The organism is Spirulina sp. CS-785/01, from assembly GCF_028330525.1.
Classification (GTDB): Bacteria; Cyanobacteriota; Cyanobacteriia; order Cyanobacteriales; family Spirulinaceae; genus JAQMSD01.
Map to the genome: position 1 here is coordinate 22,947 of NZ_JAQMSD010000258.1, position 12,350 is coordinate 35,296.

General features: G+C 46.5%; 12 protein-coding genes and 1 tRNA gene. 6 read left to right on the forward strand and 7 right to left on the reverse strand.

Annotation, left to right across the window (positions count from 1 at the left end; translation table 11 throughout):
- The first annotated feature begins 54 nt into the window (after positions 1–54).
- A complete protein-coding gene (atpC, locus tag PN462_RS16860) occupies positions 55–468 on the forward strand; it encodes an ATP synthase F1 subunit epsilon (RefSeq protein ID WP_272129987.1) in 414 nt (137 codons plus the stop codon).
- 198 nt (positions 469–666) lie between these two features.
- Here the strand turns inward: atpC and PN462_RS16865 are convergent, their stop codons facing one another.
- Positions 667–996, reverse strand: a complete 330-nt coding sequence (locus PN462_RS16865; protein ID WP_272129988.1) for a 30S ribosomal protein PSRP-3 — start codon at positions 994–996, stop codon at positions 667–669.
- A 131-nt stretch (positions 997–1,127) separates the two neighbouring features.
- Between PN462_RS16865 and PN462_RS16870 the strand changes: the two genes are divergently transcribed.
- Positions 1,128–1,919, forward strand: coding sequence for a TIGR01548 family HAD-type hydrolase (locus tag PN462_RS16870; RefSeq protein ID WP_272129989.1), 792 nt, complete (start codon positions 1,128–1,130; stop codon positions 1,917–1,919).
- A gap of 191 nt (positions 1,920–2,110) precedes the next feature.
- On the opposite strand, the gene PN462_RS16875 is transcribed toward PN462_RS16870, so the two are convergent.
- Positions 2,111–2,446: a tRNA-binding protein gene (locus PN462_RS16875; RefSeq protein ID WP_272129990.1), complete on the reverse strand. Its 336-nt coding sequence runs from the start codon at positions 2,444–2,446 to the stop codon at positions 2,111–2,113.
- 170 nt (positions 2,447–2,616) lie between these two features.
- Here PN462_RS16875 and glgX point away from each other — a divergent pair, with 170 nt between their 5' ends.
- Entirely contained in the window at positions 2,617–4,743 is a 2,127-nt protein-coding gene (gene glgX / locus PN462_RS16880; RefSeq protein ID WP_272129991.1) for a glycogen debranching protein GlgX, read from the forward strand.
- A 9-nt stretch (positions 4,744–4,752) separates the two neighbouring features.
- Here the strand turns inward: glgX and PN462_RS16885 are convergent, their stop codons facing one another.
- Entirely contained in the window at positions 4,753–5,055 is a 303-nt protein-coding gene (locus PN462_RS16885) for a DUF3493 domain-containing protein (RefSeq protein ID WP_272129992.1), read from the reverse strand.
- Between the two features lie 120 nt (positions 5,056–5,175).
- Between PN462_RS16885 and PN462_RS16890 the strand changes: the two genes are divergently transcribed.
- A tRNA-Thr gene (locus PN462_RS16890) sits at positions 5,176–5,247 on the forward strand.
- Positions 5,248–5,498: 251 nt separating this feature from the next.
- On the opposite strand, the gene PN462_RS16895 is transcribed toward PN462_RS16890, so the two are convergent.
- Complete coding sequence (locus PN462_RS16895; RefSeq protein ID WP_272129993.1) at positions 5,499–7,154, reverse strand: FAD-dependent oxidoreductase; 1,656 nt, start codon at positions 7,152–7,154, stop codon at positions 5,499–5,501.
- Between the two features lie 265 nt (positions 7,155–7,419).
- On the opposite strand from PN462_RS16895, the gene PN462_RS16900 reads away from it, so the two are divergent.
- Positions 7,420–8,958, forward strand: coding sequence for an ABC transporter substrate-binding protein (locus tag PN462_RS16900; protein WP_272129994.1), 1,539 nt, complete (start codon positions 7,420–7,422; stop codon positions 8,956–8,958).
- Positions 8,959–9,116: 158 nt separating this feature from the next.
- Positions 9,117–10,643, forward strand: a complete 1,527-nt coding sequence (locus PN462_RS16905; RefSeq protein WP_272129995.1) for an ABC transporter substrate-binding protein — start codon at positions 9,117–9,119, stop codon at positions 10,641–10,643.
- Here PN462_RS16905 and PN462_RS16910 read toward each other — a convergent pair.
- The 3 genes from PN462_RS16910 to PN462_RS16920 all read right to left on the reverse strand — a co-directional run.
- Entirely contained in the window at positions 10,640–11,296 is a 657-nt protein-coding gene (locus PN462_RS16910) for a glutathione S-transferase family protein (protein ID WP_272129996.1), read from the reverse strand. The genes PN462_RS16905 and PN462_RS16910 overlap by 4 nt on opposite strands.
- 39 nt (positions 11,297–11,335) lie before the next feature.
- Entirely contained in the window at positions 11,336–11,890 is a 555-nt protein-coding gene (locus PN462_RS16915) for a GNAT family N-acetyltransferase (RefSeq protein WP_272129997.1), read from the reverse strand.
- Between the two features lie 351 nt (positions 11,891–12,241).
- Positions 12,242–12,350: transposase (locus PN462_RS16920; protein ID WP_272129998.1), on the reverse strand; the 109-nt coding region annotated here is incomplete at its 5' end.

A 12,350-nucleotide genomic window follows, 5' to 3' on the forward strand; every position in this document is an offset into this window, starting at 1 on the left:
GTTGGATACACCTATCGCTTGATTTTTTTTGGACAATAACACGGGGTTTGAGAGATGACATTAAATGTGCGTGTGATTGCTCCCGATAAGACCGTTTGGGACGATCAAGCAGAAGAAGTAATTTTACCGAGTACCACAGGACAATTAGGGGTGTTATCCGGTCACGCTCCCCTGTTGACGGCCTTAGATGTGGGAGTCATGCGGGTACGGGATAAGAAAGACTGGTTAAATATTGCCCTGATGGGTGGATTTGCCGAAGTTGAAGAAAATACCGTCACCATTTTAGTCAATGGGGCGGAACGGGGCGATGCCATTGATGAAGAAAAAGCCCGTTCTGAGTTTGAAGAAGCGAAAGAACAGTTAAACAAAATGTCGGGGGATGACCGCGCCCGGAAAATCCAAGCCGAACAAGCCTTAAAGCGCAGCAGAGTGCGTTTTCAGGCTGCTGGGGGTTTGGTGAAAGCCTAACGGTTTTCCCAGTCTTCTCTGTCGAGCAGCAGAGACAAAAGCGCGAAAGAGAGACAAAAGCGCGAAAGACAAAGCGCGAAAGACAAAGCGCGAAAGACAAAAAGGAGGAGAGAGTCAATTTAAACTCTGTCCTCCTTTTCTGTCCTCCTTTTCTGTCCTCCTTTTATGGGGAACGGACCAATTAGCCCATCGGGGGGATTAATTGCTCCCGGTGAAGATAACATGGGGAAACTTGCTTTGGGCCACAGACCAAGGGGTTCTTTTCCCTTCTTCTTGCCAGAAGTTAATAACTTCAGTCGCTTGGTTGAGGAGGGCGATGCGTTCTGTTTCATCGATCCAACTTTTGGACTCTAATTCCGTTTTCAGTTGTTCCCAAGCGTCATTGCGCGGCCAGAAGAAGTATTGGGTCAGAGGACTCGTGCCTTTTCCCACTACTTGATCGACTGCGATCGCAATATTGGCATCCAGCCACAAAATCTTTAAAATAAAGCGAGCATCGGTTTCTAAAGCTGTCGTTGTTGTGTCCAAGTCCACCTCCAAGGCAATAGGTTAATTCAATCACGATAAAACCGCAATTTACAATTATATCCTACTGATATCCTTTTGAGGGCTTTATTCCCTCACAGTGAACATCATAACTTTTTCAGTAAACCCTACCTATGATTCTCATATTTGATATTGATGGAGTCGTGCGAGATGTGAGTCGGTCTTATCGTCGGGCCATTGCCGATACCGTCGAACATTATACGCAAACCGCCTATCGCCCCACCATGGCCGACATCGACACCCTAAAAAGCGAAGGCATCTGGAACAACGACTGGGAAGCCTCCCAAGAACTCATACACCGCTACGGGGAGTCCCAAGGCCAACCACGAGAACACCACCCCATCGACTATCCCCAACTCATCAAATTCTTTCAATCGCGCTATTTTGGCACAAATCCCGAAACCTGGGACGGTTACATCACCACCGAACCCCTCTTACTCTCCCTCGACTATCTCCACACCCTCAGCGACAATAACATTGCCTGGGGGTTCTTTAGCGGAGCAACTCGCGGTTCAGCCGAATATGTCCTAGTTCACCGTTTAGGCATCGAAAACCCGGTTATTGTGGCCATGGAGGATGCACCCAGCAAACCTGATCCAACTGGACTCTTTGCCACCATTGAACAATTAGAACAACAACATCAATTCGCCGACAATACCCCAGTGTTTTATGCCGGGGATACCGTAGCGGATATGTACACCATTACCAAAGCCCAAGAAAAACAACCTCAACGCCCTTGGATTGGGGTAGGCGTTCTCCCCCCTCATGTCCAAGGGGAAACGGAGCGCAGTGAGGCATATAGCAGCAAATTAGAAGACGCTGGAGCTTCTCTGGTGGTCAAGCAAATAACAGAACTCACCCCAGAGGTTTTGCGTGGGTTTCAGAGTTATATGACATCCGGTTAATCCTTATAAGTTCGTAGTAAGCCCTAAAGGGCTTATAATAAATTGGTTTCATACAAATCAAGCGGATTTCATATTAAATGACTCGCCAGAGCATTGAACGTCAGCATTCAGAGTTGGACAGGTTCACCCAGTAGCCAGTTGGCGAAGTCTAGGGCAATTGTTGGGCGAAAAATTGACGATATTGTCGTACATTAGAGTATCCTTTTACCGAGGGGGACATTGCGATCGGGTTGTAACAGGGAGACCTCTCCCCCATCAAGGACAACGCCTAAAACTAGCACTTCCGAGAGGAAATCGGCAATTTGTCGGGGGGGCAAGTTAGTGACGGCAATGACCAAGCGATCGCGCAATTCCGCCTTACTATACAGTTGAGTAATCTGTGCGCTCGATGTCTTCACCCCCAACTCCCCAAAATCAATCCATAACTGATAAGCAGGTTTCCTGGCCTTGGGGAAATCCTCCACCCGTTGAACCCGGCCCACCCGCATTTCAATCTTTTCCAAATCACTGTAACGAATGTCAGACATCACTTCTCCCTGGGTTAAGTTTGGGGAAATTTTCTCGACTCCCTGCGATCGCGGTCAAGTTTTGAGAAAATCAATTTAAGATAAATTTGCGAATCTTAATCAGGTCTTTCACCGGAAAATAGAAATCCTCAGCCTGACACCGACCGTATCACCCAAATCACTGCAATATTATGAGCTTATCAATCTGGACTGGACAATCGTATCCACTTGGGGCCACCTGGGATGGCAAAGGCACAAACTTTGCAATTTTTAGTGAAAACGCCGATGCAGTAGAATTATGCCTGTTTGACGAACAGGACCGAGAAACCCGCATTGAACTCACAGAAGTCAATCACTTTGTTTGGCATTGCTACCTCCCCGGTATTGGACCCGGCCAACGATATGGTTATCGAGTCTATGGGCCCTTTCTCCCCAGTTATGGCCATCGCTTTAATGCCAATAAACTCTTAATTGATCCCTATGCCAAAGCCATTGCGGGAGATGTGACTCACGACGAGTCAGTTTTTGCCTATCCTTGGGAGAGTGACGATGAAGACTTAGGCTTTTCTAGCTTAAATAGTGCCGCTTGCATCCCGAAAGGCATTGTCATTGATGAATCCTTTGACTGGGAAGGAGATGAACTCCTGAGAATTCCCCGCCATGAGTCAGTGATCTATGAAGTCCATGTGAAAGGGTTTACCCAACAACATCCCGATATTCCCAAACCTTTACGAGGGACCTATGCTGGGTTAGCCCATCCTGTCGCCATTGATTATCTCAAATCCCTCGGTATTACAGCCGTTGAACTCCTTCCGGTTCACCATTTCCACAAAAATCAAGGTCATTTAGTCGCCAAAGGATTAACCAATTATTGGGGATATGACTCCCTCAACTTTTTTGCCCCCTACTCCGGCTATAGTTCGAGTGGGATGTATGGGGAACAAGTCCGAGAGTTTAAGGAAATGGTCAAAGCCTTACACCAAGCTGGCATTGAGGTGATTCTCGATGTGGTATATAACCATACCGGGGAAGGCAACCAAATGGGGCCGACGCTTTCTTTTCGGGGGATTGATAATTCTTCCTATTATCGAACCGTTGAAGATAATAAACGCTATTATATGGACTTTACCGGGTGCGGCAATTCCCTCAATGTTCGTCATCCCCAAGTATTAAAGTTAATTACCGATAGTTTGCGCTATTGGGTGCAGGAAATGCACGTGGATGGTTTCCGCTTTGATCTTGCCTCTGCCCTCGCACGGGAATTGTATGATGTCAATAATTTAGCCGCATTCTTTAATATTATTCACCAAGACCCGGTATTATCCACCGTTAAACTCATTGCTGAACCCTGGGATATTGGTGAAGGAGGCTATCAGGTGGGGAATTTTCCCTTGCTGTGGTCCGAGTGGAATGGCAAATATCGGGATACCATTCGAGATTTTTGGCGCGGCCAAGATAGTAATTTAGCCGAGTTTGCTTATCGGTTTACCGGAAGTTCAGACTTGTATGAGTCCAATGGCCGCAGTCCCAGTGCTAGTATTAACTTTATTACCGCCCATGATGGGTTTACCCTCAATGATCTGGTAAGTTACAACGATCGCCATAATGAAGAAAATGGAGAAGATAATGAAGATGGGGACGAACATAACCGTTCTTGGAATTGTGGCGAAGAAGGGGAAACCGATGATTCGGAGGTGTTACAGTTGCGGTCTCGACAACAACGAAACTTCCTCGTCACCCTCATGTTATCTCAAGGGGTCCCCATGTTACTCGGTGGGGATGAAATGGGCCGCACCCAAAAGGGTAATAATAACTCCTACTGTCAAGATAACGAAACCTCGTGGTTTGATTGGAGTTTAGCCACCAAAAATATTGATTTACTAGAATTTACCCGTCAGTTAATCGCCTTCCATCACGAAAACCCCGTTTTTCAACGTCGTCAATGGTTTCAGGGACGAGCCATTCACGGGTCAGGCATCCGGGATATTGGCTGGTACAATGCCACTGGGGAGGAAATGACTGAGGAACAGTGGAATGAGGGCTATATTACCGCCATTAGCATCTTTCTCAATGGCGAAGAAATTAATATCCCAGACGAGAAAGGACGGCGTATTATTGGGGATAGTTTTCTCCTCCTGTTTAATGCCCATTATGAACCCTTAGAGTTTACTATTCCCGAAGACTTGCAGCAATGGCAATGGCAAATGTTAATTGATACCACCTTGCCCAAGTTTGTGGAAAATGGGAAAGTTTATGAGGATGATCAACCCATCGAAGTGGAAGCCCGGTCTTTAATGGTTTTCAAACGACTACGCTAGTGGGGTACGCTAGTTGGGGGGAGTCCGACTCCGGCCTTGTTTGGGGCTTTTTTTCCGTTCCTTATCAATGCGGAATAACCACACCATCAAGGCTACCACCCCCACCTGTAGCGCGAAATTGGGTAATGCGTTACTCACATTACGGCCTGCGGCAATTTGCGCTAAGAAAATGACAGCCCCAATGAGTCCAGAGGCCCCGAAGGTAAAATACGCAAACCGCCGTAACCCACGATAGGGGTTACGGGCTTCTTCTTTCAACTTGGCGTATTTTTCGGGGCCGAGTTTTTTACCGGGGGGGTTAGACTTAGACATGGAAGACTTCGCATTGAACGGGCGACTGGATGACCAAGCATCAGGACTCGCTTGGAGAAAATTGTAACAGGTTTTCTCCTCTAGTGTTCTTATGTTATAGTGGGTAATTGCCGATGAATTGCCCGATTAGCTCAAAGGTAGAGCGATCCACTCGTAATGGATAGGCTAGCGGTTCAAGTCCGCTATCGGGCTTTAAAAATTTTTCCCGATCTAGCCTCCTTTCACACTGCCCTATCCATTCCAAGGGTTAACCTCTAGTAGGGGATTTACTCGACTTTAATCAGTCATCAGTCATCAGTGAAATAAGCCTTGAACAGTCAGGTTTTCCAGCATTGGCTATGCTCAAACGCATCCCCGTAATGCTAGATCAATGGCCCATCTCACCCCTGCAAAAAAGCTCTAGACATCACGAGACAGCGCGATCTCCTTCACGAGAGACTAGCCTACAGGAATCCATTTCCTGCGAAATTTAAATAGGTTTGATACCCTCCCGTTAAATTTGCCGCATCATAGCCATTTAAGCGTAAAGCACGGGTGGCATAATAGGCCCGTTGACCCACTTGGCAATAGACGTGAATCGGTTTCTCTTGAGGGAGTTCTGCCATTCGTTCCCGTAATTGATTCAAAGGAATATTCACCGTCCCTTCAACATGGCCGCGCTCAAACTCATCCACATCTCGGACATCTAACAACACCCCCTGAGACAAGTCCACTTGGTCCCATTGAATAATCGGTGCATCTCCCCGTAAATGGTTGGCCGCAATCATTCCGGCAAAATTCACTGGGTCTTTCGCTGCGCCAAATTGGGGAGCATAACACAACTCGGCCTCCTCCAAATCATACACCGTGCTATGCTGTTGCACGGCCATGGCAATCACATCAATGCGCTTTTCCGTCCCTTCTTCGCCTACCGCTTGCGCTCCCAAAATACGCCCATCCTCTGGGGAAAAGAGCAGTTTTAAATCAATGGGTTTTGCTCCAGGGAAGTAACCAACGTGGTGGCCGGGGTGTAAATAGACTTTCTCGTAGGGAATATTGGCTCGTTTCAGGGTTTTTTCACTTGCTCCGGTACTCGCTACGGTGAGGCCAAAGATGCCACAGACAGATGTACCTTGAACCCCTCTAAATTCTACCTCTCGGCCCGCGATGGTGTCCGCAGCAATGCGGCCCTGGCGGTTGGCGGGGCCTGCTAAGGGGATCAGGGTCCATTCCTTGGTAATATAATCTTGCACCTCCACGGCATCCCCCACAGCCCAGATAGAAGGATCGCTGGTTTGCATCTTTGCATTAACGCGAATGCCTCCCCGTTGGCCTAATTCTAAACCCGCGTCTTGGGCGAGTTTATTCTCCGGACGCACCCCAATGCCTAAAATGACGAGATCAGCGTGATATTGTTGTCCGGACTGGGTAGAGACGATGATTTCGTCCTCTGCTTGGGTAAATTCTTTCACTCCGTCACTCAGAGCAAGATTCACTCCTTGGGCTTTTAATTTATGATGGACAGGTGTCACCATTTCGGGATCAACGGGGGGTAAGACTTGGGGGAGTTGTTCTACGAGGGTGACGTTAATGTCTCGATGAACGAGGTTTTCAGTCATTTCTAAGCCGATAAACCCCCCACCGACGACAATGGCCCGTTGTACATTATGTTCGCTGATCCAACTGCGAATGCGGCGACTGTCGGGGATGGTGCGTAGGGCAAAGATTCCTGGTAAGTCTAACCCCGGAATGGGGGGACGCACGGGGGACGCACCAGGGGCTAAAACTAGCGCATTGTAGGCTTCTTGGTAGGTTTTATCCTGTTGTAAATCTTTAACGGTGATGGTTTTTTGGTCTCGATCAATGCTTAATACTTCATTTTCGAGACGGACTTCTATGTTAAAACGGTCTTTAAAGAGTTCTGTATTGGCAACGAGGAGCTTTTTCTCCTCTTGGATGACATCTCCCACGTAGTAGGGGAGGCCACAGTTGGCAAAGGAGACAAATGAACCGCGATCGAACATGATGATTTCTGCATCTTCATCCATACGACGCGATCGCGCGGCACAAGAGGCCCCTCCCGCAACTCCGCCAACGATTAAAATTCGTTTCTGTGCCATGATGATTTTCCCTAAGCAACTGCTTCTATGAGTATATTGTTATATGGATTAAAGCCAAGGCCAGAAAATTTCAGGATTGTTTTGGGTTACTGTTGTAGATCAAGCCGTTGTAAGCATTCAGCATTCAGCCGTTAGCTGATGGCTGAATGCTTACTACTATAACTTGGGCAAACTCAGCTTTTCCTCTTGATTTGGTAGTATAGAATCCTAAGTTCACTGGGAAAATTGCCCAGAGTTGCTTGCTGTCTCATTTTTTTGGATTATTATGTCGCAGAAACGCGAAATCAAACTGTTACTCAGTACCCTCATCATCACAGCAGTGATCCTTGGAGGGGGATATTGGTTGTTACGAGGGCAGTTTGGGGGAGAAACTGCATCGAGAAACAGTCAAACAGATACTTCGGGCAACTCTCAACCCCTACCCGCAAAAATCACCACGGGAGACAGTATATTATTCTCCAATGCTACCCCACAAAAACAGGATGCGGTTCAACAGTTAGCCAATGGGAATTATACCGAAGCACAAAACCTTTTGAATGTCTCACTCAAGATAAACCCCAATGATCCCGAAGCGGTGATTTATCGCAATAATGCCCAATTATTGGCCAACCCCCAAAATGAATATTACACCATTGCAGTGGTTGTCCCAGTGCGCGTGTTAGATGACCAAAATAAAGCAGCGGCCATCTTGCGAGGAGTGGCACAGATGCAAACGGAAATTAATCAGTCTTCTGCCCAAATTAATGGCAAGGGGTTAAAGGTAATTATTGCCGATGATGCTAATAGTTTAAGTGAAGCTGAAGCGGTGGCCCAAGAGTTAGTCAATCAAGAGGAATTAATTGCCGTTATTGGTCACTATACCAGCGAAACCACTGAAGCTGCGTTACCGATTTATCAAGAAAATCAAGTGGTGTTAATGTCGGCCAGTAGTACCTCGGATACTTTTTCTAACTATTGTCGAAATCAGAGTAATTCTTGTGTCTTCTTCCGCACCATCGCTAATAATGAGAAGTCGGTGGATTTCTTCTCGGAAAGACTAATTAATAATGCCCGTCGTGCCAGTCTTTTGTATAGTCAGAATAGCGAGTATAGTCAGTCGTTTCAAAAGAACTTCCAAGAGACGTTCCCCAATAAAGGAGGCACAGTCATTAATCTGTCACAAACCGATTTATCCACGGCAGGGTTTAACCCTTCCCAAGTGATAGAAAATGCCCAACAACAGGGAGTAGAAGGATTGGTGCTTGTTCCCGATGGGGGAACTTCTGCGGCCTCGTTAAGAAATGCCATTGCTTTAATCGAAACGAATCAAGGTCAATTATGGATGGCGGGTTCAAGTTCCTTATATAATCCTACGGTTTTAGACTCCCTGCAAAATGCTCCAAACCAAACCTTAAATACATTGGCAATTTATACCCCTTGGCATTATAGTAATGGTTGTGAAACTCCGGCAGGACAACAATTTTGTAATGGCGCACAGCAATTATGGGGGACTCGTTTTGTGAGTTGGCGAACGGCAACGGCTTATGATGCCACCAGTGCGCTTACTGCGGGATTAAAGCAACTCTCGCCTAACACGAATAATCCTCAAGAAATCCGGCAAGGTTTATTGAATACTCTTGCTAATCCGAGCTTTGAAACCCAAGGTGCGACAGGAATTGTGGCGTTTGATCCGAATACTCATAACCGCGTTAATCCTCCTTTAGAAATTGTCAAAGTTCGCCAATGTTCTGGAGTACAATATGGTTTAGCTTTTGTTCCCATAGAATATAATTCGACTAAGGAAGCGGGATTAAGTTGTTCTTAGATTTGGTTTAGAAGGCAAAAGGCAGAAGGAAGGAAGAAGGAGGAAGTTAGCCTAAGAAGAAGGACAGAAATTAATCAGAGTAAGGCTGTTAGCTCAATTTAAGTAATTTTAGTTTCTGGATAGTCACTAAAACTAATTACCAATTACCAAATAAGACCATGGCCAAGCTACGGGAAATCAAAATTTTAATCGGCACATTAGGGATTACTGCTGCTATTTTGGGGGGAGGATTTTGGGTGATCAAAGACCGTTTCTTAGGAAACCAAGCGAGGGATCCCAACTCCTCCTCCACCGAAGAAACCTTACCAGCCCAAATCACTGCCGGAAGCACCATTTTATTTGCCGATCCCTCTGAGGAGAAACAACAGGCCGCAGCAGCGTATAATCAAGCCAATTATGCCGAAGCGGAGACGTTATTTCAAGCGGCTTTAGCGGAGTCTCCCAACGACCCCGAAACGGTGATTTATTATAATAATGCTCAATTGCTGGCCCAGGCGGATGCCGACTATTATACTATTGCTGTGGTTGTCCCAGCACGGGTAAAGGATGATCAGAATAAAGCGGCGGGAATTTTGCGGGGAGTGGCCCAAGTTCAACAACAAATTAATCAGTCGGCCACCCAAATTAATGGGAAGGGATTAAAAGTCATTATTGCTGATGATGCCAATAGTTTAAGTGAAGCGAGAAAGGTTGCTCAAAAGTTAGTCCAGGATGAGGAAATTTTGGCGGTGATTGGTCATTATAGTAGTGGGACGACTGAGGCCGCTTTATCGGTTTATCAAGATAATCAGATGGTTCTCTTGTCTGCAAGTAGTACCTCTGACACCTTTTCGACCTTTTGCGAAAGTCAGGCCGACTGTGTGTTCTTCCGGACTATTGCCAATAATCAGAAGTCGGTGGACTTTTTTGCGGAACAGTTAATTGAGAATGCGCGACGGGCGACGATTTTTTATAGTTTCAATAGTGATTATAGTCAGTCCTTTCAAGAGAACTTTCAAACCCTGTATCCCCGTCAAGGGGGGACGGTGGTGGAGTTGGGTCAAACAGACTTGTCAAAAGCGGGGTTTAATCCGTCGCAAGTGTTGGAAGAAGCGGGACAGCAGGGGGTTGAGGGGTTGGTGTTAGTGCCGGATGGGGGGACTTCTGCGGCTTCGTTGAGGAATGCGATCGCGTTAATGGAAACCAACCAAGGCCAATTGTGGGTTGCGGGGTCTAGTTCCCTGTATAATGCGGCGGTTCTAGAAGCCTTAGCAGACGACTCAGAGCAAGTTTACAATACGTTTACGGCTTATACCCCTTGGCATCATACAACGGGCTGTAATACGCCCTCTGGGCAACAGTTTTGTCGAGAAGCGCAGCAAGTCTGGGGGACGAAGTTTGTCAGTTGGCGGACGGCTACTGCTTATGATGGGACTCGTGCGTTAGAAGCAGCTTTAAAACTGCTGCCTAGAGATAATAATAATCATAGACAACTCCGCCAACAGTTAAGGAATATTCTGGCGGATGGGAATTTTGAAACCCAAGGGGCCACGGGAGTGGTGGCCTTTGATGAGGGAACACACAACCGCACTGATCCCCCTTTGGAAATGGTGCGTATTCGCAGTTGTCCTAGTGCGAGTTATGGGTTAGCGTTTGTGCCGAGTGAGTATAATTCCGCCGAGGATGCGGGGTTGAGTTGTAATTAGCTTTTTTGCACCATGGCCTTGATTTTAGCTTTTGCGGCTTCAATTTCTTCTGGGGTGGGGGTGGTTTGTTGCCAACTGTCTCGTTGTTGCAAGCGATCGCACCATTGCTCAATTTTAGGATAATCGGCGAGAGACTGTCCTAACATGGGTAAGACGGGGATTGTGGTCCCGGCCACGACATCGGCTAAGGTTAACTGTTCTCCCATAAAATAGGGACTGTCTTCTCGTAATAAATCATTTAAAAAGCCTAAGACGGTGGCAATCTGTTGATGGGTTTTTTCTAATTGCTTGGCTTCTACGGGGACTTCCATCCATTGACGCAAAAGCGGAATGGTTGCGGGTTGAAATTCATTGACGATGACTAATTCGATCATGCGGACTGTTGCAATATCTCGCGCATCCATGGGTAAGAGGGAGGGACTGGGATATTTGGCCTCTAAATAGTCTAGAATGGCGAGGGATTCAAAGACCCGAAAGCTGTCATCCACCAACACGGGGATATGGTGAAAGGGGTTGAGTTTAAGAAAGTCCTCTTGAAACTGATCCCCATTTAACTGCATGAGGATGGGTTCAAACTCTAACTGCTTTTCGAGGAGGGAAACCCACACCCGACGGGCGTTGTTAGAAATGGGGGTATAATAAAATTGCAACATGGGCGTATCCACCGAGACGAGACTACCGCGATTCTCATTTTACCCCAGAAGCTCTGCCTGCTTGGGATGGTTTGCCTCGGTTGCGTGAGACAGGGCATAAATGGACACGGGAAAGCCTTGAAAAACTGTTTTTGTTTCCCGTTGTAGTCCCACTTTTTCTGCAACCCGAATGGAGCGTCTATTGTCGGGGGCGATAATGGAAATGAGACGCGGGATTTTTAGGGTATGAAAGGTGTAATCTCGAATTGCGATCGCGCTTTCCGTCGCCAACCCTCTCCCCCAATAGGGATAAGCCAACCGATACGCCAATTCTACCTCTTTCTGTTCCCCCAAGGTTTGCGCCAGTAATCCACAAAAACCAATCAGTCGCCCCTGAGCTTTTTCCTCCACCGCATACAGGCCAAAGCCATTTTCACGATAAGAAGCCAAAATGCGCGACTTTAAAAAGCCTTGGCTTTCTGCGGTATTCATTGCCCCTTTCAGGGAAAATTCCATCACTTTAGGGTCTGCCAAAATCATTGCTAAATCGGGCAAATCAGCGATTGTAAAGTGTCGCAGTTGTAAGCGAGGGGTTTCTGCAATGATGGTCAGCATTCTCAACAAAAGTTGCAGGCTTGACAGTCTATTGTAATGGATTTTTTGGTATGAGACCGAGATTTTCAATCCCTGACGGTGTTACACCTAAACCGTCACCAATGGGTTTTAGCTAAATTCCCGACTCATGTTCTGTGAATTTTTATTAAATTATGGTGAGTTCTTTGAAAATTGCAAAAATAGCATCACAATATGCAAAATAATCATTTGACAGATCAAAAAAAAATCCGGTTTTATTAAGTTAAGTGGGAGTTGTTATTCCGTTGCCATGACGCTTCCCAGAAATCCCCAGTTTAATCTTCAAAATTTATTTAATCTTCAGAAGACCCTCGCCTCCGGCGATGGGATGAATCAGGGGGCAGTTTGATTCTCGACATACTGTTTTAATGTCTCAATTGTCACCCCTCCGCAACTAGCCACAAAGTACGAGCCTGTCCAAAAAACCTTTTTGCTATAGAAA